This window comes from Kitasatospora sp. NPDC001132 (assembly GCF_053598415.1).
This window is the reverse complement of the sequence record NZ_JBSFKF010000029.1, coordinates 78,014-103,750: the sequence shown is the minus strand read 5'-3', so window position 1 is coordinate 103,750 and position 25,737 is coordinate 78,014. Positions and strand designations below refer to the sequence as shown.

Here is a 25,737-nt window from a genome sequence, read left to right as displayed (position 1 = left end):
TGCGGGGGGGGGGGGGCCCCCCGGGGGCCCCCGCCCCGGGGCGGCCCCCCCCCGGGGGGGGGCGCCCCGGCCGTTCGGGGCGCGGGGGCGTGCGGGGCGCGGGGGACGCCCGCCCGTGTCAGGCGTCGATGCGCGAGCGGTCCAGGGTGGCCGCCGAGTCCACGATGAACTCCTTGCGCGGGGCGACGTCGTTGCCCATCAGCAGGTCGAAGATCCTCTCGGCCTGCTCCAGGTCGCCCAGGTTGATCCGGCGCAGCGTGCGGTGGCGCGGGTCCATGGTGGTCTCGGCCAGCTGGTCGGCGTCCATCTCGCCCAGACCCTTGTAGCGCTGCACCGGCTCCTTCCAGCGCTGCCCCTTGCGCTGGAACTCCAGCAGCGTGGAGCGCAGTTCGGAGTCGGAGTAGGTGTAGTGGTACTTCTCCTGGCCGCGCTTGGGGTTGGTGAGCTCGATCCGGTGCAGCGGCGGCACGGCGGCGAAGACCCGGCCCTGCTCGACCATCGGCCGCATGTAGCGGTGGAAGAGGGTGAGCAGCAGAGTGCGGATGTGCGAGCCGTCGACGTCGGCGTCGGCCATGAAGATGACCCGGCCGTAGCGGGCCTGGTCGATGTCGAAGGTGCGGCCCGAACCGGCCCCTATCACCTGGATGATCGCGGCGCACTCGGCGTTCTTGAGCATGTCGCTCACCGAGGCCTTCTGGACGTTGAGGATCTTGCCGCGGATCGGCAGCAGCGCCTGGAACTCGGAGTTGCGGGCGAGCTTGGCGGTGCCGAGCGCGGAGTCCCCCTCGACGATGAACAGTTCGCTGCGGTCGACGTCGTCGCTGCGGCAGTCGGCCAGCTTGGCGGGCAGCGAGCTGGTCTCCAGCGCGGTCTTCCGGCGCTGGGCTTCCTTGTGCTGCCGGGCGGCGACCCGGGTGCGGGCGGCCGCGACGACCTTGTCCAGCACGGCCCTGGCCTGGAGCTTCTGGTCCTTCTTGGCCGAGGTGAGGAAGGCCTTGAGCTCCTTGGCGACGACGGCGGCGACGATCCGGTTGGCCGCCGAGGTGCCGAGCACCTCCTTGGTCTGGCCCTCGAACTGCGGCTCGGCGAGCCGGACGGTGACCACCGCGGTGAGGCCCTCGGTGGCGTCGTCCTTGGTGATGTCGTCCTCGGCCACGCGCAGCAGCTTGCTCGCGCGCAGCGCCTCGTTGACCGTCTTGGCCAGCGAGCGCTCGAAACCCGTGACGTGGGTGCCGCCCTTGGGGGTGGCGATGATGTTGACGAAGGAGCGCAGGGTGGTGTCGTAACCGGCGCCCCAGCGCAGCGCGATGTCCACGCCGAGGGTGCGGGTGACCTCGGTGGGGGTCATGTGGCCGAGGTCGTCCAGGACCGGCACGGTCTCCTTGAAGGTGCCCTCGCCGCGCAGCCGCAGCACGTCGCAGACCGGCTTGTCGGGGGCCAGGAACTCGCAGAACTCGGCGATGCCGCCGTCGTAGCGGAAGACCGACTCCTCGATCTGGTCGCTCTCGGTGAGGCGCTCGTCACGCACCACGATGGTCAGCCCGGGGACCAGGAAGGCGGTCTGCCGGGCGCGGCTGTGCAGCGTCTCCAGGGAGAGCTTGGCGTCCTTGAGGAAGATCTGCCGGTCGGCCCAGTAGCGGATCCTGGTGCCGGTGCGGGTCTTGGGCACCTTGCGGGCCTTGGTCAGGCCGTTGCCCGGCTCGAAGGGCGCGTCCGGGCTGGTCTCGGTGAAGATGCCGGGAGTGCCGCGGCGGAAGCTGATCGCGTGGGTGTGCCCGCCGCGGTCGACCTCGACGTCGAGGCGGGCGGAGAGCGCGTTGACGACCGAGGCGCCGACACCGTGCAGACCGCCGGAGGCCGCGTAGGAGCCGCCGCCGAACTTGCCGCCGGCGTGCAGCTTGGTCATCACGACCTCGACGCCGGACAGCCCGGTCTTGGGCTCGACGTCGACCGGAATGCCGCGCCCGTTGTCCCGGACCTCGACCGAGGAGTCGGGGTGCAGCACGACGTCGATGCGGTCGCAGTAGCCGCCGAGCGCCTCGTCGACGGAGTTGTCGATGATCTCCCAGAGGCAGTGCATCAGGCCGCGGCTGTCGGTCGAGCCGATGTACATGCCCGGGCGCTTGCGGACCGCCTCCAGGCCCTCCAGGACGAGCAGGTGCCGCGCGGTGTAGTTGGAACCGTCGTCGCCGGCCAGCAGCGCGGACGGCACGGTCGTTTCGGCACTCACGCGGCACTCTCCTCGGTGAAGTTCTGTCTCATCGGTCACATCCGGACGCATCCGGACCAAACGCCAGTGCAGCACGCCGCACCGACACCCGTCGCCCTGCGTGCCCGATCCCCTGCACCGGGTGCGCAGCACGACGGGCCGGCCCCGCGCAGCTTGTACGCGCTGCGCGAACAAGCACCGCACCCGGGCGCGGGCCCCGGGGGCGCCATCTCCTCCCGGTACCACCGGTCCTGGCGGATCGTGGGGCCCGGTGCAGGCTCCGGAACTGCCGTTATGCAGGCTACCGGGGCCCGGGGCGGGGCTTATGCTCCAACCCGGCAGAGGATTATGCTACGCGGACGCCGCACCCGATCCCGATCGGGCGTTCGAGCGGCGGGCGGATCCCGGGATTTCGGCACGCATGAACCACCGACGCCCGGGGCACGTCCTCATCAACGCAGCAGAATCCTCAGAGAAGAAAAGCCACGAGCGGGAACGTTTTCGGCCTGGTTGGATGTTGACCCTGGTACGACAGCTCGTCGAGCTAGAGAAGAGGCGACGTGACTACTGTTCTGACCCCTGCGAGCCCGCTCACCGCGGCTGACCGCTGCGACCGCTGCGGCGCCCAGGCCTACCTGCGCGTCGTACTCGCCAGCGGCGGAGAGCTGCTCTTCTGCGCCCACCACGGCCGGAAGTTCGAGCCCGAGCTCAAGAAGATCGCCGTGGAGATACAGGACGAGAGTGGCCGTCTGACCACGACCGCTGCCACGGCCGCAGACGAAGAGCGCTGATCCCGGGCGCCAAAACCAGCAGCCGGCGTCGTGCTGTGTCCGGTCGCGCACCGCGCGCGACCGGTGAGCCGGGCGGCCGACCCCTTCGGGGGCCGACCGCCCGGCTCTGCTGTACCCGGCACGCCTTCCCGGGCCCACCGACGGCCCGGCTCGCACGGGCGGTGAAGCCGACGCGGTGTCAGATTCCGGCGCCGGCAGGTGATCGGCCGCTCACCCACGGCGAGGGTCATGGCGCCGGACACGACACCGCGTCCGCGGGCGGTCACAGGACCGCGCGCACCGCGTCCGCGACCGAGGACACCCTGGTGTAGACGCCGGGGTGGGCTGCCTCGGCGCACCCCGTCCCCCAGGACACCAGGCCGACCAGCCGACCGTCGACGATCATCGGGCCGCCGCTGTCGCCCTGGCAGGCGTCCTTTCCGCCCCGCTCCTCGCTCGCGCAGACCATGCCCCGGGCGTCGAACCTTCCGTCCGGCCCTCCCGGGTAGGCCTGCGCGCAGGTGCGGTCCGGCACGATCGGCACGGACACCACACGCAGCGTGGGCGAGTAGTCACCCCGCCCGGTGGTGTCGCCCCAGCCGTACACGTGCGTCGTGGTCCCGGCCGCGTACGGTGCCGTCTCGCCCTGGCCGACCAGTCCGACCACCGGCCGGGCTCCCTGGGACTCGGCGAGGGTGAGCACCGCGACGTCGTTCATGTTGGCGGCGAAGGAGTAGTCGGGATGGATCCAGACCGACCGCACCGCCACCTCGCGGCCGGCCGTGCTCCGCATGTCGTCCCGGCCGACGATCACCTTGAGGCCCGGCCGCTCCACCCGGCCCCTGGACTCGTCGTAGAAGCAGTGCGCGGCCGTCACCACCTTGGTCGGGGTGACCAGCGCGCCCCCGCAGAACTGGCCGGAACGGCCGCCGCCGAACTGCTGGCGACTGGACAGCGCCACGATCCACGGGTGGTCCGCGGTGCTCGCCGCGGTCCCGCCGACCACCCGGCGCTGCGCCTCGGCCGGCGCCGCGGTGCCGACGGCGACCAGCGGGACGGGCACCGCGGCGATCAGCGCCAGCACGGCGGCCCTGCGGCGGCGGCCCGCCCGGACTGCGGCCGGATCGGCCCGGTCGGAGAGGTCCGCCGGGTACGGGGTGGGCGTCGGCAGGTCAGTGCGGTCCGGCTCGGTCGGCACCGTGACTCCAGGGGGCTCGGAAGCAGGCAACCGGCACAGCGTAGGTGACCGGCTACACGGTGCGACCGCTTCCCGCCGCCCCGCCACCCGGACGAGGGACAACCACCACCCGGACGCTGACGCACCCGGCCCGGGCAGCCACGAAGGCCCGGAGCCGTGCGGCTCGGGCCTTCGTGCGGAACGGTGTGGAACGACTGCCGTCGATCAGTCCAGGTAGTCGCGCAGCACCTGGGAGCGCGACGGGTGGCGCAGCTTCGACATGGTCTTCGACTCGATCTGGCGGATGCGCTCACGGGTGACCCCGTACACCTTGCCGATCTCGTCCAGTGTCTTCGGCTGGCCGTCGGTCAGGCCGAAGCGCATCGAGACCACGCCCGCCTCGCGCTCGGACAGGGTGTCCAGCACCGAGTGCAGCTGCTCCTGGAGCAGGGTGAACGAGACCGCGTCGGCCGGGACGACCGCCTCGGAGTCCTCGATCAGGTCACCGAACTCGCTGTCGCCGTCCTCGCCCAGCGGGGTGTGCAGGGAGATCGGCTCGCGACCGTACTTCTGGACCTCGATGACCTTCTCGGGGGTCATGTCGAGTTCCTTGGCCAGCTCCTCCGGAGTGGGCTCGCGGCCCAGGTCCTGGAGCATCTGGCGCTGGACGCGGGCCAGCTTGTTGATGACCTCGACCATGTGCACCGGGATGCGGATGGTGCGGGCCTGGTCGGCCATGGCGCGGGTGATCGCCTGGCGGATCCACCAGGTGGCGTAGGTCGAGAACTTGTAGCCCTTGGTGTAGTCGAACTTCTCGACCGCACGGATCAGACCGAGGTTGCCCTCCTGGATCAGGTCCAGGAAGAGCATGCCGCGACCGGTGTAGCGCTTGGCCAGCGAGACCACCAGGCGGAGGTTGGCCTCCAGCAGGTGGTTCTTGGCCCGGCGGCCGTCCTCGGCGATGATCTCCAGCTCGCGCTTGAGCTTCGGGGCGAGCTTGTCGGCGGCCGAGAGCTTGTCCTCGGCGAACAGGCCGGCCTCGATGCGCTTGGCGAGCTCGACCTCCTGCTCGGCGTTGAGCAGCGGGACCTTGCCGATCTGCTTCAGGTAGTCCTTGACCGGGTCGGCGGTGGCGCCGGCGACGGCGACCTGCTGGGCCGGCGCGTCGTCCTCGTCGTCATCGGAGAGGACGAAGCCCTCCGACTCCTCCTCCGGACCGGTGCCCTCGGCCTCGGCCTTGTCGCCGGGCAGAGCGACGTCCTCGAGCAGCTCCTCCTCGCCGAGCAGCTCCTCGTCGCCCTTGGCACCCTTGCCGGCGGCCGTCTTCTTGGCGGCGGTCTTCTTGGCGGGCGCGGCGGTCTTCTTGGCCGCGGCCTTCTTGGCCGGGGCGGCCTTCTTCGCGGCCGACTTCACCTCGGCGACGACGCCGGTCGTCGCCTCGGCGGTGATCTCGGCGGAGACGGTGGGAGCCGGGGCCGCGGCGGCGGCGACGGCCGGAGCCGCGACGGGGGCGCCGGGGGCGATCCGCACCGGCGGCTTGGTCGGGGCCGACGGGGCGGCCGGGGTCCGGGTGGTGACAGCCTTGGTGGCGGTGCGCTTGGTGGGGCTCTTGGCGGCAACGCTCTTGCGCTTGGCGCCGGCCGGTTCGGCCGCGCTGACCATGAGGTCCACGCCCTCCTCAATCAGCACCTGATTGAGGCTGCGCATGACGTTCTTCCACTTGGTGACCGGGATCTGGTCCGCCTCGAACGCCTGGCGCACGTCGTCACCGGCGATCTGCCCCTGGGCCTTGCCCCGCTCGATGAGCGCCAGCAGAGCCGCGGACTCGGCGATCTCGGGGGGAAGCGAACGGGATGTGCTGGCCGACACGAACAACCTCTCGGACGATGAGTGGACTCGAACCCGTACCGGCCGCCCGAGCGGGCGGGGAAGGAGATCGCGCGCCGGACGCGCGGTGTCGATTCCGACCGACTCGGGTTTGAGGACTGGGTTTGCAGGACGGCAGCAGCGCCGCGGACCAACACAGCATTCTGACATGTTGGAGTATTCCGGAGCTGCTTCCGCTCAGGACACATCGCTGCTACTCGTCAAGTGTTACGCATGGCCTTCGTGTCGCGGGTCACACCATCCGGCGCCCGCGACCGGGGGCCGCTTCCATCATCGCGCACTCGCGGAGCGAACTATTGTCATGAGCAGGACCGAAAATGGGCCCGCCTCTCACCGGCGGCTTTCCCGGGCCCGCCTTTCGACGGGACGCCCCGAAGGGCCCCTCGGCCTCGACCCCGGCCTCGATCCCGGCCCGATCCCGGCTCCGGCACCGGCACCGGCACCGGGCGGCGGACGGGCGGGTGACGGCATGCGGAGGCCCCCCGGCTGCGCCGCGCGGTGCGGTCGGAGGGCCCTGGCGGGAGCGGGCCGCCGCCATCCGGCGCCTCCGCTCGTGGAGAACAGCCCGTTCAGTGCTCCCTGGGCGCGGGGACGGACGGCTCGATCTCGGGATGCACGGTGAGCAGCGCCCTCATCGCGGCCTCGCCCGCGGTGCCGTCGCCGGCGCCCAGCGCGTCCACCAGCCGGGCGTGCAGGCCGACCGAGGACTCGGAGGGCCGCTCGCAGGAGATCGCCGGGCCGCCGGAGACCTGCAGCGCGCAGGCGACGATCCCGGACAGGTGCTCGAGCATCCGGTTTCCGGCCAGCTGGAGGATCAGGCCGTGCAGCTCGGCGTCGGCCCGGGTGTAGGTGGAGAGGTCGGCCTGGGAGGCGGCGTGACCCATGATCTCGACCAGCTCGACCAGGCGCTGCTGGACGTCCTCACGGCCGTGGCCGGCGGCGAGCCGGGCGGCCAGCGGCTCGATCGCCCAGCGGAGCTCGAACAGTTCCCGGCGCTGCTCGTCCCGCTGCGGTCCGAAGGCGCGCCACTCGATGATGTCCGGGTCCAACAGGTTCCAGTCGCCGACCGGGCGGACCCGGGTGCCGACGTTCGGCCGGGCGCTGACCAGGCCCTTGGCCTCCAGCACGCGCAGCGACTCGCGGACGACGGTCCTGGAGACCTCGAAGCGCTGACCGATCTCCTCGGGCACCAGCGGGCGGTCGGCGCCGAGGTCGCCGGAGACGATCATCTGGCCGAGCTGCTGGACCAGCTGGCCGTGCAGACCGCGACCGCGGCTGCTGGTGGTCTTGCGACCGACCCGGGCGATGTCGGACTCGGCGCCCTCCCAGCGGGGCGCCGGCGGAGTCGGCCGGTCGGCGTACGAGAAGCGGTCCAGGTCGCCGGGGCCGTGGATCGGCCCTTCGGCGGAACGGGCGGGGGTCATGGTGGGGTGCGCAAGGGTACTCACGCCTCCTTTGTCGGCGATCGGCAGGCGTGGCTTGAGAATTCTCGTGAAAAGCACACGAAAGGGTGATCGACCGTGACTGGATAATTGACTTCTTATCAGGAAGAAACGCGCATTGCGGTCACTGCTGGTCGATCTTGGAAGACCCGGGCAGGACGGCTTCCGCCGGGCAGCCGCAGGGCCCGGCCGGGTCCTGCACGGGCGGCGCCACGCGGTGGGGCGCTACAGGGCGCGGCGGCGGGCCTGGACCAGCAGGGCGGCGAGCAGCAGGAGCGCCGCGGGGGCCACGACCGCGGCGAGCAGCGCCGGATCGGTCAGCGCCACGCTCCCGGCCACCGCCCCGTGCGCACCGCCGTACACCCAGGCGTAGGCCGACTCGATCCCGGACTGGAACGGCAGCAGCTCGGCCGCCCGGATCGGCCAAGGCCTTCCGGTGTGACGCAGCAGCAGCGCGACGCCGGACTCCAGCAGCGGTGGCAGAGCGCACAGCAGCAGTACCCCGGCCGCGGCGCCGCGGGTCAGCGAGGCGGTCAACAGCCCGGTCCAGCCCGCCGCCACGGTGAGCAGGACGAAGGCCAGCAGCGCGGCGGGCACCCCCTGACCGGCCACCAGTCCGAGCGGGGCGAACACGCCCGGCAGGTCGGACAGCCCGGACAGCCCGGCGCCGTTCAGCGCCTCGGCCACCCGGCCCGACAGCGCGGCCGGGTCCGCCCAGGCCGTCACGGCGACGCCGTCCGGCAGCGCGACGTGCACGACCACCGTGTCGAGCAACAGGGTGGCCAGCGCCAGCAGCGCCGCCACCGGACCGATCACCAGCAGCTTGGCCAGCAGCAGCCGGACCCGACGCGGGTACGACACGTGGGAGGCCGGCAGCCCCGGGTGGCGCACCTCGTGCCCGTACGAGAGCGCGCCCAGCACGCCTGCGCCGAGCGCCGCGAAGGGCAGTGGGACCAGCGGGAGGGCGGCGGTCAGCAGCCGCACCCCGGCCGCGGCCCCCAACGGGCCGTCCGGGGTCCGGCTCGCCAGTACGGCGGCCAGGACGGCGTCGCCGAGCAGCACGGCGGCGAGCAGCACCCAGGTGGAAGGCAGGCCGCGCAGGCGGCGCAGCTCGTAGGCCAGGACATGCACGGTTCACTCGCTCCGGTGGTCGTCGGGGGTGGCGGGGGCCGCGGGGGTGGCGGGCGTCTTGCGGGGCTGGGCGGTGGAGGCCCGGACGGCGGGGGCCGTGGAGTGGGCGGGGGTGACAGGAACGGCGGAAGCCGTGGAGCGGGCGGTGGAGGCCCGGACGGCGGGGGTGCCCGAGGCGGGGCGGCGGAGACGGACGGTGTCGTCGGCGAGCAGGTCCTCGGTGCTCTCCCGACAGCCCAGGGGCCGGACCCGGATGGGCGCCTGGGGCGGGGCCGGGACCGGGTCGTCGCGGAAGAGCCGGTCGACAGCCACGGTGGGGGCGGGTTCGGCAGCGGCGTCGGGCCCGGTCTTCGCGGTCGACTCCGGGCGAGGCCCTGCGGGCTCCGGGCGACGGGCGGCCGAGCCGAGGGCAGGGAACGCGGCGGCAGGGAGGGCGGCGGCGGCCGCGGCGGGCAGGGCGCGAGTGGGCAGCGAGCCGTCCTGCAGGAGGCGGTGCGGGGCGCTGCGCCTCGGGTCGGTGGCGCCTTCGGCCGCGGGGGCGGGGGCGGCAGAGGTGGCAGGGGCGGTGGCCGGCGCGGCTTGGGTGGCGACGGCCGGTGCGACCGGGACCGGGGTCGCCGTGGGCTCGGCCGGGGGCGGCACCGCTTCGGTCGGGGCTGACGCGGCGGCCGGTCCGGCGGTGCGCTCCGCGCCGCTCGGCCCGGCCTCGGGTTCCGGATCGAGGCGGGGACGGCCGGAGCCGCCCGAGCCGGTCGGCAGGACGATCCGCGGCGCCGGCTGCTCGACCACCCGGTCGGCCAGCTCGTGCAGCAGGATCCCGTGACGGTAGGCGAGTTCGCCGATCTCGGTGCGGTCGATGCCGGCCACCGCGAGCCCCACGTTGCCGTCCCGCCGGACCTCCGCGCCCTGGCTGACCAACAGATCGGCCAGCCGCGCCATCTGCGGCCCCCGGACGGCCACTTCGGGGCTGATCCTGGTCCGCCGGAACTCCGCGACCGGCTGGTCGGCGACCAGTCGGCCGCGGTCCAGGGTGACCACCCGGTCGGCGATCTGCGAGGCCTCCTGCGGGGTGCGGGTGGTCACCAGGACGGTGCCGCCGGCGTCGCCGAAGGAGCGCAGGAAGGAGTGGAACCACTCGACGTTGCGCGGCGACAGGCCCTCGGCGGGCTCGTCCAACAGCAGCGCGCCGGGGTCGCCGAGCAGGGCGGCGGCCAGGGCCAGACGGCGGTGCATGCCGGGCGAGAAGGTGCGCAGTCGCTGCCCGGCGACGGTGGCCAGCCGGGTCTGTTCCAGCAGTTCGTCGGCCCGCCGAACCGGGACGCCGACGGCCGCGGCGAGCATCCGCAGGTGGCTGCGCGCCCTGCGGCCCGGGTGCCCGGCCACCGCGGCGTCCCCGGTGCCGGGCAGCAGCACCCCGACCTCGCGCTCCGGGTGGCGCAGCCGCCGGTAGGGACGGCCGTCGAAGAGCGTGACGCCCTGGCCGCGTTCGAGTTCGAGCATCAGCCGCAGCGCGGTGGACTTGCCCGCTCCCTCGGCACCGAGCAGCGCCGTCACCGTGCCGGGCCGGGCGTCGAAGGTCAGATCGAGCACCGCGGGCGGAGCACCCTTGCAATAGACCTTGGTCAGTCCGGTGATCTGGATCATCGCTGGCTGCTCCCATGCCGTCGGCCGACCTGCTCGACGCGGAGCGCCCCTGACGGGCATGCACCCGCTCGGCTCCGCGCCAGCACATTAGGGGGCGGCGGCGGCTATTCCGGGCATTACGGGAACGGCACGGGCCCACCGACTGCCCACCTCACCCGATCAGGGGACAATCCGATCCTGCGATTCACGGGCGGCGGCCGGTTCGTTCCGGAGGACTCCGACACGGAGCTGTCCGCAGTGCTTCGCCGGCTGTGGTGCTTCGACGGCTGTGGCGCCTGAGGCCGGGCGGAACGCCGTACCCGGCGAGGGACGTCCCTATAGCGTGTCGGGCCAGGGCAGGGGCGGGAGCTGCTCGCCGCCGCACACCGCGTGGAACTCGTCGACGGCGGCCTGGCCCTCGACCGTGATCTCACCCAGCCGTTCGCGCTCGGCGGCCAGCCGCTCCTGCACGGCGGCGATCGCCTCGGGCGCCGCGCGCCCGGCCTGCAGCGCGGCCAGTTCCCGTTCCGTGGCGGTGGTGGTCGTGTCGAGGCTCCGGTAGTCCGCCGCCAGCCGCTCGATGAGGATCCGCTGGTTGGCGCAGTCCTCGATGGCCATCGCGGGGCTCCCTGGGCCGGAAGGCCTCCGGCCCGGCGGCCGGAGCGTCCACCGACACTCTGCGCCGTCGTCCCCGGGTTCGCAGCCAGGCCGGGCCATTCGGCTGCCGGGGCCGCGGTGGGCCGGGTTCGGGGCCCGCGGGGGTTCAGGACTCCGGGCGGAGCATGGGCGGGTTGAGGACGGTGGCACCACCGGCGGTGAACAACTGGGCCGGGCGGCCGCCCTGACGGGTCGTCGTACCGCCGGAGGGCAGCAGGAAGCCGGGGGTGCCGGTGACCTTGCGGTGGAAGTTCCGCGGGTCCAGCACCACGCCCCAGACGGCCTCGTAGACCCGGCGCAGCTCGCCGACGGTGAACTCGGTCGGACAGAAGGCGGTGGCGAGGGAGGAGTACTCGATCTTGGAGCGGGCGCGCTCCACGCCGTCGGCGAGGATCAGGCCGTGGTCGAAGGCGAGCGGGACGCCGTCGGCCGGGTTCTCGCCGAGGAGCTCACCGACCGGGGCCCAGCGGGCGCTGCTGGCGTCGCCGCCGGCCCGGGGCGTCGGGAGGTCGGGAGCGAGCACCAGGTAGGCGACGCTGACCACGCGCATCCGGGGGTCGCGCTGCGGGTGGCCGTAGGTGGCGAGCTGCTCCAGGTGGGCGCCGGCCGCGCCGGGGCCGACCGCGTCATGGCCGGGGGCGGTGTGGGCGCGCAGGCCGGTCTCTTCGGCCAGCTCGCGGGAGGCGGCCTCGGCCAGGCCCTCGTCCGGACGAACGAAGCCGCCGGGCAGCGCCCAGTACCCCTGGAACGGCGGCTCGCCTCGTCTGACCAGCAGGGCGCAGAGCGAGTGGTCGCGCACCGTCAGCACCACCAGGTCAACCGTGACAGCGAACGGAGGGAAGGCCGACGGATCGTAACGCGACATGGCGACGATCATAGTCGTCTCTCTGACGATAAGCACAGGCCCGTGCGTGGAACGCGGGGGCCGGTGCCCCACGCCCTGGCCTGCGCGGCCCTGCGCGAGCCGCTCACCGCCACGCGGTGCCGAGAGCGGGCGGGCGCGGCGTCGGTGACCGAGCGTCACCGACGCCGGGGCGTGGTCGGGCGGCGACGGGCTCAGCGGGCGACGAGTTGCAGGTCCGCGGACGCCTCCTCCACCATCGCCACGCCGATCCGGCTCACCCGGACGGAGAAGGGCTCGCCCGCCACCCGCAGACCGGTCAGCTCCAGCTCGCCGAGCGGTGCGGTGCTCGCCGGGCGGACCAGCACCCGGCCACCCGGGACGTCGGGCCGCACCCCGGCGAGGGCGAACACCGCGTGCACGGCACCGGCCGCGGAGACCGCTGCCGGGCGGCAGGCGGCCGGGTGGGGCACCGGCGGGCAGCCGAGGACGCGCTGCTCCCCCGCGTACATCTCCGGCAGCCGCCCCTCGAAGTGGGCGCTCGCGGCGAGCAGGCCCTCCAGGAGGGTGCCGGCCTCGTTCTCGTGACCGGCCTCGGCCAGTCCGGCGACCGCCAGCGCCGTCTCGTGGACCCGCACGGCGCCGCCGCGGTGACCCAGTGGGTTGAAGCGGGGCGACTTGGCGCTCAGGGTGCGCAGGCCCCAGCCGCTGTCCAGCTCCGGCGCGGCCAGGCGCTGGGCAAGCAGCCGGGTCTGCTCGCGGTCCAGCAGGCCGTCGTGCCGACCACCGTCGACGGCGAGCCCGGTGTCCAGCAGGTGCACGAGGGAGGAGGCGACGGCGGGCAGCGGCTGACCGCCCGGGGCCAGGCCGGCCGCGGGGCGGCCGCCGGACAGGTCGTCGATCCAGAACCGCTCGCGGAAGCGCCCGCGCAGCGCGGCGGCCCAGCCGCGCCAGTCCTCGGCGCCCGGCCGGCCGAAGGCCTCCAGCAGCTCGGCCCCGTGCAGGGCGGCGCGGTGGGCCTGCGCCTGGACCTCGGCGCGGGCGGCGACCGGTTGGGCGGATCGCTCCTCCGCCGGGCGGCTCAGGTCGGCGACGAAGCCGTCGACCAGGCCCTCGCGCAGGGCGGCCAGGGCCCGTTCGGCGGCCGGGAGCAGCTCGGCGACCTCCGCCGGGGGCAGGCCCCAACGCCACGCCTCGGCCAGCACGGTGACGAACAGCAGGGTGGCCTCGGTGGCGGTGCAGGTGGGCGGCAGCTCGGGACCACCGTGGCGCAGGGCGCCGGGCAGCAGGCCCTCGGGGCGGCCCGGGGCGGGGGCGAGCTGCTGGCGGCGGGCCAGCGCCCGGAGGGTGCCGGCCGCCAGCCGCGTGCCGAGCGGCAGGGTCAGCCGCGCGGCCCAGAGCGCGTCGGCCGGAGCGAGGCCGAAGCGCCAGGGCGCGCCGGAGGCCGGGTAGAGGTCGGTCGGGCGGTCCGGGTCGGCGAACAGCAGCCCGCCGAGGGCGTCCAGCGAGCGCGAGACCAGTGGGGCGGCCCGGGTGTCGTCGCTGCGGACCTCGGGCTCGGACCAGGGCAGCGGGACGCCGGTGCCGCGGCCGCCCGGCGGGCGCGGGCCGCCGCTGGCGCTCTCCAGCTGGGTGTGCAGCTCGACCGACCAGCGGGCGCCGGGCTGGACCTCCAGGTCCCAGCGGAGCACGCCGGCGCCGGCCAGGACGGCGTGCGGGGAGGGCTTGGCACTGACCACGGCACTGTGGACGGGGCCCGTCCAGCGCAGTCCGGCGGACTGCACCTGCCCCGGCAGGTCGGGCTGGCGGTGCCCGGCGGCGATCTCGGCGACCGGGCCGAGGTCGGTGCCGAGGGCTATCTCCAGCGGCAGCCGGGCGGGCCGCGGACCGGTGTTGCGCACGACGACGGTCTCCACGCCGTCCGCGTGCCGCAGCCGCTCGACGGTGAGCGCAGGGTCCGGGTCGAGGTCGCCGGGGAGGCGGACGGCACCGAGGAAGCGGGCCTGGGCGGTGCTGGTCAGGGCGCCCTGGAGCGGCAGCGGCTCCATGCCGCCCAGCCGCAGCTCCATCCGGGCGAGCGCCCGGACGCCGTTGCGGTAGAAGCCGTGCAGGCCGTGGCCGCGCAGCTGACCGTCGGGGCCGGAGGCAGCCATCGCCGGGGCGTTGACACAGATCACCGCGTGGTGGACGGCGGGCGGCTGCGGGCGCGGCGGGGCCGCGGGGCGGGCCGGACCGGCCGGTGCGCCCGCGGGCCCGGCCGCCGGGGCCTGGTCGGGGCGGCCCACCGGCCTGGGCGGCGCGCCGACCACGCTCTCGGCCGGCATGGCCTGTGGTGGCCTCATGGCGGTCACCGGACTCTCCTCCCCTCGGCGGTCCGGTGGCCGGGTCAGGCCGGTGGGCCGCTAGCGTGCTCGATCACGTGCTGTTGGTGCCGGGCCGACGGGGCCGTCCCGCCGGCGGTGTGCCATGTCTGGCCGTACCCGGTGTCGGGTCGTGCCATGCGGTGCGCGGTACCGGACCGGTACCGGCGCGCCGCTCCTTCGTTCCGGGGCGCGTCACCGGGCCCGGCACGCCGTCAGGTCCATCGTTCCGGACCGCCGGTGACGCCATTCCCCACGGCCCGGACCCGCCGGACCGCCCGGCCCCGCGGCGGCGACCCGTCGTACTGTCGTACGCGGCGGCCGAGGCTGCCGGTGCCCGGGCGGCCGGGCCCGCACCGCCCGGCGATCGGCCCGCTCGGACCGGGTGCAGGCCCCCGGAGTCAACGCCGCGCACGGCCACCAGGTCACGCCCCGCTGCTGCGCCGCTGGTCGGGGCTGCCCTGCCGGGCGGTGTACCGCCTCCGTCGGAACGCCACCGGGCCCTCGCCGCGAGCACGTCACCGTCCGCGGGCCCGGGGCCGGCACCCGTCGTACAGGCCGCCGTCGGGCCTGCTCGGGCCGGGGTCGGCCGTCCGGTCGGACGGACGGGGCGGTCGAACCGTGCTCGACCGCCGCCAGGATACGGTGCGGGGGTCGCGGCCCCCGCACCCGGTGGCCCCGTGAACCGCGACGCCACCGCTGTGACCAGCAGAGACCGAGGAGTTGCATGTCCACCATCAGCCGGCTGCCCGGGATTGTCACGACCGACCACATATTCCAGCTGCCGCTCGACCACGCCGCCCCTCAGGGCGAGCAGATCGAGGTGTACGCCCGTGAGGTGGTGGCGGCGGGCCGCGAGCGGGACGACCTTCCCTGGCTGGTCTTCCTCCAGGGCGGGCCGGGCGGCAAGGCCACGCGCCCGAACGGCCGGGACGCCTGGTTGGACCGCGCCCTGGACGACTACCGGGTGCTCCTGCTGGACCAACGCGGCACCGGGCGGTCCACCCCCGCGACCCGGCAGACCCTCGCCCGGCGCGGCGGCCCGCAGGAGCAGGCTGACTACCTGGCCCACTTCCGCGCGGACTCGATCGTCCGGGACGCCGAGCTGATCCGTGAGCGGCTGCTCGGTGCCGACCGGCGCTGGAGCGTGCTCGGCCAGAGCTTCGGCGGCTTCTGCACCCTCACCTACCTCTCCTTCGCCCCCGAGGGGCTGACCGAGGCCTTCATCACCGGTGGCCTCGCCGGCCTCGGCAGCTCCGCCGACGACGTCTACCGCGCCGCCTACCCGCGGGTGGCTGGCAAGAACGAGGACCACTACGCCCGGTTCCCCCAGGACGTCCAGGCGGTGCGCCGGATCGCGGCCCACCTCGCCGACTCCCCCGCGACCCTGCCGGACGGCGGGCTGCTCACCGTCGAGGCGTTCCAGGCGCTCGGCATGCTGCTCGGCGGCGGCAGCGGCTCCGGCACGCTCCACTACCTGCTGGAGGAGGCCTGGGTGGAGGGCGCCGCCGGGCCCGAGCTCTCCGACACCTTCCTGGCCGGCGCCCAGGCCCAGCTCTCCTTCGCGGGCGGCCCGCTGTACGCGGTGCTGCACGAGTCGATCTACGGCCAGCGGTCGGTGGACCAGGGCGGCACCGCCTGGGCGGCCGAGCGGGTCCGCAAGGAGTTCCCGCGGTTCGACGCCCGGTCCGCGCTGGGGTCCGACGCGCCGGTGCTGTTCACCGGGGAGATGATCTACCCCTGGATGTTCGACACCGACCCGGCGCTGCGCCCGCTGAAGGAGACCGCGGACCTGCTCGCCGCCCGCACGGACTGGCCCGACCTGTACGACCGGGCGCGGCTGGCCGCCAACACCGTGCCGGTCGTGGCGGCGGTGTACCACGACGACATGTACGTGGACACCGCCGACTCTTTGGAGACCGCCCGCGCGGTGCGCGGCCTGCGGACCTGGATCACCAACGAGTGGGAGCACGACGGCCTTCGGGTGAGCGGCGGAAAGGTGCTGGACCGCCTGATCAGGATGGCGCACGGCGAGGCGTAGCGGCCCTCGGGCCGGCGCCGCGGCGCGGAGCGGCTCAGTGCGCACGGTGGCCTCCTCTCGCCGCCCGTCGGACACCCCGGCAGCGGTGGAGGCCGGTGCGGGCCGCGGCCGGCGCGCAGGCCGCGGCCCGGCCGAGTCGCAGGCCCCGGGTGGACCGCTCCCCGCCCGCCCGGGCGTGCCGGGGCGCCGCTGCCCGCCCGGGCGCCGACAGCAGGCCCACCGCCGCCCCGGCTCCGCCGCCCGCCGACTCCGGGCCTTCGGGGCCGGACGGGGCGCCCGGGCCCGGATCGGCCGCCGGCGCCGGCACCGTGGACGAGCCCTTCCGCCGACCGCCCCGCCGGTGCCGCCGACCGCCGGCGGACCGCCCGGTCCGCTCCTCGGGGACACCACCCGACCCCGGGGCAGCGGGCCCGGAGCCCGCTTCGTCACGGCACGGCGCACCCTCGGCGCCGGGAACTCCGCCCGCCGGAGGCCTCGGTCCGTCGGCCGGGGCCTGCGGACCTGGCTCCTCGCGCCGGCGCCGCTGCGCCTCGACGGCGGCCAGCAGGCCCTGGGGCGTCATGCCGTCGTTGAGCGACTCGTACAGCAGATCGGCCAGCAGGTAGCCCGGGGCGAGCCCCAGGACGTGGCCGAGCACGACCCTGGCCGTCGCCGTGTCCCCGGCGACCCAGGACGTCCAGGCCAGCAACGTCAGCGGGGCCACCGCACAGCCCTCGTACGGCGCCACGGCCCGCCGGGCGAGGAAGCGCCAGAGCCGCTCCGCCGGGGCCAGCTCGGCGGGCCGGGCGTACTCGACGCCGCGGTCCCGCACCAGGCGGTCGCGCAGGGCGAGCAGCAGCTGGGCCGTCCGCTCCGCGTCCAGCTCCCGGGCTCCGGCCCGGAACTCGGCGACGGCCTGGTCGAGCAGGGCGATGCGCTGCTCCCTGGCGAGGGCGTCCACGGCCTCGACCCGGGCGAACGCCTCCCGCTGGACATCGCCCTCCGGCGGACCGACCGGGGCCAGCCCGCCGATGATCGCCTTCCGGCTGCCGCGCGGCACCAGCCCGGCGACCGTCGCGGCGGCGGCCGCCGGACCGGGCTCGGGGCTGCGCCGCACCGGATTGCCCGCCGCGTCGCAGCACCCGTCACCGCGGCAGAGGAAGGACCACCAGCGACCGTCCGAGACGCACAGCGACTCCTTGACGGCCACGCCCCGGCGTCCGAAGGCCGCCCGGAGCGCATCCGCCAACGGCCGCAGTCCGTCCACCACCGGCGGAGCGTGCGCGGCGCCGCGATCCTGGCAGAGGTAGAGCAGCACCTGGAGCGGCCGGGCCCCGTGCCGCTCGGAGAGGGCGATCAGCAGGGCGGCCGTCTCCTCCGCCGCGGCCGGCCACTGCTCGGGCGAGCGCGGCAGGTCCGCCCGGATCACCCCGCCCTGGTGCAGGCCGGGGCCGTGGAGCCCCACCGCGACGATGCTGTCGTCGGGGTAGAAGCCCAGGAAGTAGGGAAGCAGCTCGGCCATGTCGGCCGGACCGCGCATGACGACCGGCCGGTGGTCGGAGGCCGGGCCGAGGGACAGAATGACGTGTTCGTTGTTCATCGCGTTCATGGCCGCAAGAGTGGACGCAATGCGCGAAAGATGCCTGACCCGACTTTTTTCTGTGGATAACCCCGCCCCCGAATTTCCCTTCACTCATTCGGAGCAGGCGACACGCCCTCCCGAGAGTGGATTTTGACTTCCGTTCAGCCGACCAGCGGATGAAACACACCCCGCCTTCCCCGGCCTCTCCTCCCCCGCATTCGTCGCTTGTCGGCGGTACGGGGTTACATGGACGCCATGCAGCAGCCCGACATCCACACCACCGCCACCGCCGACCGCGCCGAGGTCCGGGCGCGGGCCGAGGCCGTCCTGCGCGAGCTCGCCGGCCCCGGAGCCACCCTGCGCGAGGACCAGTGGACGGCCATCGAGGCCCTCGTGGTCGACCGCCGCCGTGCCCTGGTCGTCCAGCGCACCGGTTGGGGGAAGTCCGCGGTCTACTTCATCGCCACCGCCCTGCTCCGGGCCCGCGGCGCCGGGCCGACGGTGATCGTCTCGCCGCTGCTCGCCCTGATGCGCAACCAGGTCGAGTCCGCCGGCCGGGCCGGCATCCACGCCCGCACCATCAACTCGGCCAACACCGACGAGTGGGCCGCGGTCCAGGAGGAGGTCGCCACCGGGAAGGTCGACATCCTGCTGGTCAGCCCCGAACGGCTGAACAACCCGGACTTCCGTGACCAGGTGCTGCCCGAGCTCGCCGCCTCCACCGGCCTGCTGGTGGTCGACGAGGCCCACTGCATCTCGGACTGGGGGCACGACTTCCGCCCCGACTACCGACGGCTGCGCACCATGCTCGCGGACCTGCCGCCCGGTGTCCCGGTGCTGGCCACCACCGCCACCGCCAACGCCCGGGTCACCGCCGACGTCGCCGAGCAGCTCGGCACCGGCGCCACCGACGAGCACGCCCTGGTGCTCCGCGGGCCGCTCGACCGGGAGAGCCTCACCCTCGGCGTGCTCTCCCTTCCCGACCCGGCGCACCGCCTCGCCTGGCTGGCCGACCACCTCGACCGGCTCCCCGGCTCGGGCATCGTCTACACCCTGACGGTGGCCGCCGCCGAGGAGGTGACGGCCTTCCTGCGCGAGCGCGGCTTCCCGGTGGCCTCCTACTCCGGCCGCACGGAGGACGCCGAGCGCCGCACCGCCGAGGCCGACCTGCTGGCCAACCGGGTCAAGGCGCTGGTCGCCACCTCCGCGCTCGGCATGGGCTTCGACAAGCCCGACCTCGGCTTCGTGGTGCACCTCGGCTCGCCCAGCTCACCGATCGCCTACTACCAGCAGGTCGGCCGGGCCGGGCGCGGGGTGGACCGGGCCGAGGTGCTGCTGCTGCCCGGGCGCGAGGACGAGGCGATCTGGCGCTACTTCGCCTCGCTGGCCTTCCCGCCCGAGGAGCAGGTTCGCCGCACCATCGACGCGCTCGCCGAGGCCGGCCGGCCGCTCTCCACCGCCGCCCTGGAGCCCCGGGTGGACCTGCGCCGGGCCCGGCTGGAGACCATGCTCAAGGTGCTCGACGTGGACGGCGCCGTCCGCCGGGTCAAGGGCGGCTGGACGGCCACCGGCCAGAGCTGGGAGTACGACACCGCCCGTTACGCCAAGGTCGCCGCCTCCCGGGAGGCGGAACAGCGGGCGATGCGCGACTATGCGGCCGGCACCGACTGCCGGATGGAGTTCCTGCGCCGCCAGCTGGACGACGAGCAGGCCGCGCCCTGCGGCCGGTGCGACAACTGCGCGGGGCCGCTGCACACCCCGGACGTCTCCGCCGAGACGCTGGGGGCCGCCCGGGCCGCGCTCGGCCGGCCGGGCGTGAGCTTCGAGCCGCGCCGGCTCTGGCCCACCGGGATGGACGCGCTCGGGGTGCCGCTCAAGGGCCGGATCCCGGTGGGCGAGCAGGCGGAGACGGGCCGGGCGCTCGGCCGGCTGTCCGACATCGGCTGGGGCAACCGGCTGCGCACCCTGCTCGCCGACCAGGCGCCGGACGTGCCGGTGCCCGGCGAGGCGGTGGACGCCCTGGTGGCGGTGCTCGCCGACTGGGCCCGCAGTCCGGGCGGCTGGGCCGGGCCCGCGACGACGGAGGGCACCCGGTTGGAGCGGCCGGTCGGCGTGGTGACGATGGCCTCCTCGGCCAGGCCCCGACTGGTCGGCAGCCTGGGCGCGCGGATCGCCGAGATCGGGCGGCTGCCGCTGCTCGGCCGGATCGAGTACGCCGGCGGGCTGCCCCCGCACGGCGCCCGCAGCAACAGCGCCCAGCGGCTGCACTCGCTGGCCGGCGCGCTGGTCCTGCCGCCGGAGGTGGAGCAGGCGGTGGCGGCCGCCGGCGGGCCGGTGCTGCTGGTGGACGACCTCGTCGACTCGGGCTGGACGGTGACCGTGGCCGCCCGGCTGCTGCGCCGAGCGGGGGCGAGCGCGGTGCTGCCGCTGGTGCTGGCCGTGCAGGGGTGACGGGGCGGCGGAAAGCCGCCGCGGGGGCCCTCCGGCCCGGGAACCCTTCCTCACTCGAATGGCCTAACAGAAAGGATCAGGCGAAGCGATTTCGATCACAGCGGTCGAACGGCCCGAGAAAGGAGCGATCACATGCCCATGACGGTTCACGCTGCCCTTCAGGCGTTGTGGATCAAGGCCTGGCGGCAGCTCCGGGGCGCTCGGTCGACTGTGGAACATATCCGACAGACCATGGGCTATTGGGTGGCGTTCATCATTTCATCGTTGCCGCTCTGCCCCCGATGCCCCGAGAATTGGGAGGTACCCGAAACCCGGTCCGCTGGACCCGCCGTTCGGCGTACCCAGGCACCCGCCTGCCCCCGGGCCAGGAAGGAGGATCGTGATCAACGGTATCGACCGAGGTCAGAATCCCTTCTCCGGGAGCCCGGCACCCAGACGGGTACTGGACCTGGAGGCGTGGACCGCCTCGGGGATCCCGTTGCTGCGCGACCCCCGCGAGTTCGTCCTGGAACTGCACCAGCGCCACCTGCCACAGCCCGGTACCGTCGTGATCGCCGTCCTGGACGCGCTCCACCGCCTCGTCGCCTCGGCCTCGTTCACCCCCTGGGCGCACGACACCGACGGCTGGCAGCACCGGAACGCGCTGCTGACGCACCTGCGCCGGATCATCCCGCACGACCTGCGGCTGCCCGAGCCGACCCGGACTGCCGTGCTGCTGCGCTGCCGCGACGGCGCGCCCGGCTGGACGGAACAGGACGGCGCCTGGATGTGGGCGCTGCGGGACTCGTCCGTGCTCCACGGGCTGCGCTGCGGCGCGTACATCGGCCTCACCCCGGCGGGCTGGCAGGTCCTCGGGGACGGGCGGGGCGGACGCAAGCCGCATGCGGGCTCGTGGGCCGACGGGCCGGCGCACACCGTGACGGAGCTGCCCCCGCGTTCGGCGCTGGACGCCCCACGCGGCCAGCGCACCCTCCAGTCGGCGACCGACCAGGCCAAGCGCGGCGAGGACGCGGCACGCTCCCCGCAGTCCGAGCCCCCGTGGGCCACGGGGCGGGTCGCGGCGGCCGAACCGACCCGTCGCACCGGTACGCGCTGACTCCGCAGGGGCTGCCGAACTCGCCGGGCCTCAAACCGTCGGCCATGGAGCACCAGTTGCCGACTACCGGTCCGCCGACCGGCCGCCGACCGCCGGCGACCGACCACCGAGCGCCGTGGGACGGACTTCGGGCCCGGCACCGTACGGCGGCACCGGGCCCGAAGTGGAGGACTGCGGTCAGGCCTTGACCGGGCGGCCGGGCGCGGCTCCGGCCGTACCCACGGCTGCCGGGCCGGCGTCGCCGCAGACCACCAGCAGCGCGGCCGCGTGGCCGAGCGCCTTGGTGTACGCCTCGGCGGCACGGGCGGACGGTCCGCCGTTGGCCACCAGGACGACCACCTCGCGGCGGACCGGGCGGGTCAGCGCGGCGTCCGCGTAGAACACGTCCCCGCCCTCCGTGAGCTGCGCCCAGTAGCACTCCTCGCCGAAGGAGAGTTCGTGCTGCTGCCAGGGGTGTGCCTCGCCGGTCGTCAGCACCAGGATGTCGCCCGGGTTGCGCCCGGACTCCAGCAGCAGGTCGACCGCGTCATCGGCGCGCTCCACCGCCTGCGCCGGGGTGGCGGCGATCCGCTGGACCTCCACCTGCGGTGCGGCGGGGGCGGGGCGGCGCGGTGCCGGCCCGGGCTTGGGGATCAGTTGCGGCGGGCCCGGACGGGCGGCACGCGGCGGAACCGGGCGCGGGGGCGCCGAACGGGGGCCGGGCACCGGAGCCGGGGCGGCGACGGTGGTGGGTGCGGTGGCGGGGGCTTGTGCGTCCGACTCGCGTGGGAAGGGAACGCCGGGGTTCGGGAGGCTCTCGTGAATCTCCGACTCCTCGGGGAAGACAGGCATACCCGGATATCTATCAAATGCCGGTCGGACGCGCACGGGCGCCCCACCCATTGGGCACCGCCCTCCCGCCGCCCTCCCCCAGGCAATTCCAGACGGAACGTCAGAAACCGAGCGTCAACTGTTCGTCGGCGGACCCCTGAGCGTCGCCCGCACCTTCCCGAACGCGCTTGAGGTGACGCCACTTCGGCAGTGCGTCCAAGTAGGCCCAGGAGAGTCGGTGGTGCTCGGTGGGGCCGAACTCCTCCAGTGCGGCACGGTGCACCGGGGACGGGTAGCCGGCGTTGTCCGCGAAGCCGTAGTCCGGGCACCCCTCGCCCAGTTCGGCCATCAGGCCGTCGCGGTGGACCTTGGCGAGCACCGAGGCCGCGGAGACGCAGATGCAGGACTGGTCGCCCTTGATCACCGTGCGCACCCGCCAGGGGCCGCCGAGGTAGTCGTGCTTGCCGTCCAGGATCACCGCGTCGGGTTCGACCGGCAACGCCTCCAGCGCGCGGACGGCGGCCAGCCGCAGCGCCGCCGTCATCCCGAGTTCGTCGCACTCCTGCGGGGAGGCCTGCCCGAGCGCGTACGCGGTGACCCAGTCGGCGAGGACCGGGGCGAGGGCGCGCCGGCGCAGTTCGGTGAGCAACTTGGAGTCGGTCAGTCCCTCCGGCGCCTTGCGCAGGCCGGTGACGGCCGCGCCCACCGTGACCGGCCCGGCCCAGGCCCCGCGCCCGACTTCGTCAAGACCGACGACGATCTTGGCGCCGGCCCGGCGCAGCGAGCGTTCGACGGAGTGCGTCGGGGGGACGATGGGCATGGCGTAATCCGTTCAGCGGGGGCAGCCTCCAGCCTAAGCCCGGCCCGCGCCGCCGAATCCGCCTCCCCGAGCCCAACCGAGGTCGACTCGGATCCCGTGGTCGACTCGGACCCCGTGATCGACTCGGACCCCGCGGCCGACTCGGACCCCGCGGCCGACTCAGACCCGGATCATCGGCTCCAGCACCTCGTCCACCAGCCGGTCGGCGATTCCCGGCCCCACGCTCTCCAGCCCGCGGATCTTGACCTGGTAGAGCAGCATCGCCGGGATGACGTCCGCCACCAGCGGGGTGGCCGCGCCGGGCCGGACGTCGCCGCGCTCGGCCCCGCGGCGCAGGATCTCCAGGATGGTCCGCGCTGTCGGCTCGATGACCCGGTCGTTGACGAAGGCCTTGAAGACCTCGGCCCGCTCGTGGTCGATCTCGCCCATCAGCGCATTGAGCGCGGCGCCCACCCGGGAGGTCATCGCCTGCGTGAACCCCGCGACGAGCTCGCGGAGTTCGTCACGGGCGGACCCGAGGTCGGGGGTGTCGTAGGGCCGTGGGAGAGTGGCGTCCAGGGCGTCGATGACGAGTTCGTCCTTGGACGCCCAGCGCCGGTAGAGCGCGGCCTTCCCGGTCCGCGCCGCGCCGGCGACGCCTTCCATGGTCAGCCGCGCATATCCGCCGGAGGTGAGCTGGTCGAGCGCGGCCTCGAAGATAGCGTTCTCCAACTCCTTCCCCCGGCGTCGGGCCGGTCGCGTCAGTGCCTGGTGGGCGACCCGCACCGGACAGAAGGCCGGTGCGGCACCCGACCCCGAGCCCGTCCCGGCATCGGATCCAGCGCCCGCCCCGGCCGCCGTCTCCCCGGACGACGCCCGCCCCGCCGCGACACCCACCGCAGCACCCGCCACGCCACCCGCCGCACCAACCACCGCACCGCCCGGCGCCCCGTCGAGCAGTCCACCGAGCGGCCGACCGGACCGGTCCGCCACCAGGCGCCGCACCAACCGCTCCATCGCCACCGCCACCATCCTTAAGGAACGCTTGCGTTCACAATCACGACCGGGATATCGTCCCGATTAGTGAACGATCCCGTTCCTTCCCGGCCTGCGCAAGGGCGCAGCGCCACACCCGGACCGGCGACTCCGCCGAACCCGCACCACCGAGCACATAGCCAGCAGGGGGCACATTCGTGGCTATCTCCGACACGCTCAGCAAGAACGCACCACCGCGGACGACCCAGGGGCGGGGCAAGGGCATCACCCTGACCGTCATCGCGGCCACCCAGCTCATGGTGGTCCTCGACGCGACCATCGTGAACATCGCACTGCCGCACATCAGGGACGCCCTGGGCTTCTCGACCACCGACCTGTCGTGGGTCATCAACGCCTACACCCTGACCTTCGGCGGGCTGCTGCTGCTCGGCGGTCGCGCGGGTGACATCCTCGGCCGCCGCCGGGTGTTCATCTTCGGCACCCTGCTGTTCGGCCTGGCCTCGCTGCTCGGCGGCTTCGCCCAGGACAGCGGCCTGCTGCTGGCCGCCCGCGCGCTCCAGGGCATCGGTGGCGCGATATGCTCCCCGACCGCCTTCGCCCTGATCGCCACCAACTTCGACGAGGGGCCGGAGCGCAACAAGGCGTTCGGCGTGTTCTCGGCGGTGGCCGGTTCGGGCGCCGCGATCGGCCTGCTGGCCGGCGGCCTGCTCACCGAGTACCTGAACTGGCGCTGGGTGTTCTTCGTCAACGTGCCGATCGCGATCCTGATCGCGATCGCCGCGCCGCGCTACATCGCGGAGTCCGAGCGCCACCCGGGCCGCTTCGACCTGCCCGGCGCACTCACCTCGACGCTCGGCCTGGCCGGCCTGGTCTACGGGTTCATCCGGGCCGCCTCCGACGGCTGGTCGGACGGCATCACGCTCGGCTCCTTCGCGGCCGGCGCGGTCCTGGTCGCCGCCTTCCTCGTGGTCGAGAGCCGCACCGACCAGCCGATCACCCCGATGCACCTGTTCGCCGACCGCAACCGCACCGGCAGCCTGGTGATGATGCTCTGCCTGGCCGCGGCCATGTTCGGCATCTTCTTCTACGTCGTGCTGTTCGTGCAGGGTCCGCTCGGCTACAGCCCGCTGAAGGCCGGTGTCTCCTTCCTCCCGATCAGCGTCGCGATCATCATCGCCGCGCAGATCGCCTCCAACCTCCAGGCCAAGTACGGCCCGAAGCCCTTCATGGCCGGCGGCGCGCTGCTGGTCACCGTCGGCCTCACCTGGCTGACCCAGATGAGCAAGGACAGCGGCTACCTGGACGGGGTGCTCGGCCCCACGGTGGTGTTCGGCTTCGGCATGGGCCTGATCTTCGTCCCGGTGATGCTGATCTCCGTCGCGGGCGTCCCGGGCGAGGAGACCGGCGCCGCCTCCGGCCTGCTCAACTCGATGCAGCAGATCGGCGGTTCACTCGGCCTGTCGATCCTGACCACGGTCTTCGCGCACTACGCCACGGCCGAGGCCGCCGTACAGCTGCCGAAGTTCATGGAGAGCGCCAAGCCGGAACAGCTGGCCTACCTCCAGCAGCACCACGAGTTCCCGCAGGGCACCGACGCCGCCAACACCGTGCTCACCGAGGGCATCTCGCACGGCTTCATCGTGGGTGCCGCGCTCGCCGCCGTCGCCCTGCTGGTCGCGCTCTTCGCGATCAAGGCCAAGGCCGGCGACCTGCCGAGCGACTCCTCCGCCGTCGCGATGCACTGACGCTGTCGCGCCGCACTGGCACCGTCGCGATGCACTGACACCGTCGCGACGCGGCGACACCGCCACAAACCACAACGCCCAGGGCCGGCCGGGAGCAGCACGCTCCCGGCCGGCCCTGCCGCTGTCCGCGGGCCCCAGCCC

The 25,737-nt window shown here is 74.3% G+C and carries 18 protein-coding genes; 5 read left to right on the top strand and 13 right to left on the bottom strand.

The features are described 5' to 3' along the window. Positions 1–118 precede the first annotated feature (118 nt). On the bottom strand, positions 119–2,230 hold the full coding sequence (locus ACWDBE_RS30090) for a DNA gyrase/topoisomerase IV subunit B (RefSeq protein ID WP_449809580.1): 2,112 nt from the start codon (positions 2,228–2,230) through the stop codon (positions 119–121). A gap of 539 nt (positions 2,231–2,769) precedes the next feature. Here ACWDBE_RS30090 and ACWDBE_RS30085 point away from each other — a divergent pair. After that, positions 2,770–3,000 carry a DUF7455 domain-containing protein gene (locus ACWDBE_RS30085; protein WP_449791112.1) on the top strand — a complete coding sequence of 77 codons (231 nt, stop codon included), beginning with the start codon at positions 2,770–2,772 and terminating at the stop codon, positions 2,998–3,000. Between the two features lie 262 nt (positions 3,001–3,262). Here ACWDBE_RS30085 and ACWDBE_RS30080 read toward each other — a convergent pair whose 3' ends face one another. The 8 genes from ACWDBE_RS30080 to ACWDBE_RS30045 all read right to left on the bottom strand — a co-directional run bounded on the left by ACWDBE_RS30080 (position 3,263) and on the right by ACWDBE_RS30045 (position 14,079). Then, on the bottom strand, positions 3,263–4,063 hold the full coding sequence (locus ACWDBE_RS30080) for a S1 family peptidase (protein ID WP_449791118.1): 801 nt from the start codon (positions 4,061–4,063) through the stop codon (positions 3,263–3,265). A gap of 318 nt (positions 4,064–4,381) precedes the next feature. Further along, entirely contained in the window at positions 4,382–6,031 is a 1,650-nt protein-coding gene (locus ACWDBE_RS30075) for an RNA polymerase sigma factor (RefSeq protein ID WP_449791111.1), read from the bottom strand. 581 nt (positions 6,032–6,612) lie between these two features. Then, positions 6,613–7,545 carry a FadR/GntR family transcriptional regulator gene (locus tag ACWDBE_RS30070; protein ID WP_449791110.1) on the bottom strand — a complete coding sequence of 311 codons (933 nt, stop codon included), beginning with the start codon at positions 7,543–7,545 and terminating at the stop codon, positions 6,613–6,615. 165 nt (positions 7,546–7,710) lie between these two features. After that, positions 7,711–8,616, bottom strand: a complete 906-nt coding sequence (locus tag ACWDBE_RS30065) for a hypothetical protein (protein WP_449791109.1) — start codon at positions 8,614–8,616, stop codon at positions 7,711–7,713. 3 nt (positions 8,617–8,619) lie between these two features. Beyond that, positions 8,620–10,260, bottom strand: a complete 1,641-nt coding sequence (locus ACWDBE_RS30060) for an ATP-binding cassette domain-containing protein (protein ID WP_449791108.1) — start codon at positions 10,258–10,260, stop codon at positions 8,620–8,622. 315 nt (positions 10,261–10,575) lie between these two features. Continuing rightward, positions 10,576–10,857: a hypothetical protein gene (locus ACWDBE_RS30055; protein WP_449791107.1), complete on the bottom strand. Its 282-nt coding sequence runs from the start codon at positions 10,855–10,857 to the stop codon at positions 10,576–10,578. A gap of 145 nt (positions 10,858–11,002) precedes the next feature. Beyond that, the gene (locus ACWDBE_RS30050; protein ID WP_359912725.1) at positions 11,003–11,761 is read right to left on the bottom strand and encodes an NUDIX hydrolase; all 759 of its coding nucleotides are present in this window, start codon (positions 11,759–11,761) and stop codon (positions 11,003–11,005) included. Between the two features lie 191 nt (positions 11,762–11,952). Further along, positions 11,953–14,079: an amylo-alpha-1,6-glucosidase gene (locus ACWDBE_RS30045; protein ID WP_449791117.1), complete on the bottom strand. Its 2,127-nt coding sequence runs from the start codon at positions 14,077–14,079 to the stop codon at positions 11,953–11,955. 745 nt (positions 14,080–14,824) lie between these two features. Between ACWDBE_RS30045 and ACWDBE_RS30040 the strand changes: the two genes are divergently transcribed. Further along, entirely contained in the window at positions 14,825–16,138 is a 1,314-nt protein-coding gene (locus ACWDBE_RS30040) for an alpha/beta fold hydrolase (protein WP_449791106.1), read from the top strand. Positions 16,139–16,172: 34 nt separating this feature from the next. On the opposite strand, the gene ACWDBE_RS30035 is transcribed toward ACWDBE_RS30040, so the two are convergent. Beyond that, positions 16,173–17,726 (bottom strand): DUF4192 family protein, encoded by a 1,554-nt coding sequence (locus tag ACWDBE_RS30035; RefSeq protein WP_449791105.1) that lies wholly within the window; start codon positions 17,724–17,726, stop codon positions 16,173–16,175. Positions 17,727–17,954: 228 nt separating this feature from the next. Between ACWDBE_RS30035 and ACWDBE_RS30030 the strand changes: the two genes are divergently transcribed. Together ACWDBE_RS30030 and ACWDBE_RS30025 are read left to right on the top strand one after the other, a co-directional pair. Continuing rightward, entirely contained in the window at positions 17,955–20,150 is a 2,196-nt protein-coding gene (locus tag ACWDBE_RS30030; RefSeq protein WP_449791104.1) for a RecQ family ATP-dependent DNA helicase, read from the top strand. A 379-nt stretch (positions 20,151–20,529) separates the two neighbouring features. After that, entirely contained in the window at positions 20,530–21,246 is a 717-nt protein-coding gene (locus ACWDBE_RS30025) for a hypothetical protein (protein ID WP_449809579.1), read from the top strand. Between the two features lie 177 nt (positions 21,247–21,423). Here ACWDBE_RS30025 and ACWDBE_RS30020 read toward each other — a convergent pair whose 3' ends face one another. From ACWDBE_RS30020 to ACWDBE_RS30010, 3 genes are all read right to left on the bottom strand, one after another. Further along, positions 21,424–22,077, bottom strand: coding sequence for a hypothetical protein (locus ACWDBE_RS30020; protein WP_449791102.1), 654 nt, complete (start codon positions 22,075–22,077; stop codon positions 21,424–21,426). Between the two features lie 100 nt (positions 22,078–22,177). Next, complete coding sequence (locus tag ACWDBE_RS30015; protein ID WP_449791101.1) at positions 22,178–22,876, bottom strand: ribonuclease HII; 699 nt, start codon at positions 22,874–22,876, stop codon at positions 22,178–22,180. 159 nt (positions 22,877–23,035) lie between these two features. After that, positions 23,036–23,587 carry a TetR/AcrR family transcriptional regulator gene (locus ACWDBE_RS30010; RefSeq protein ID WP_449791100.1) on the bottom strand — a complete coding sequence of 184 codons (552 nt, stop codon included), beginning with the start codon at positions 23,585–23,587 and terminating at the stop codon, positions 23,036–23,038. 461 nt (positions 23,588–24,048) lie between these two features. Between ACWDBE_RS30010 and ACWDBE_RS30005 the strand changes: the two genes are divergently transcribed. Further along, positions 24,049–25,596 carry an MFS transporter gene (locus ACWDBE_RS30005; RefSeq protein WP_449809578.1) on the top strand — a complete coding sequence of 516 codons (1,548 nt, stop codon included), beginning with the start codon at positions 24,049–24,051 and terminating at the stop codon, positions 25,594–25,596. The last annotated feature ends 141 nt before the right edge of the window (positions 25,597–25,737 follow it).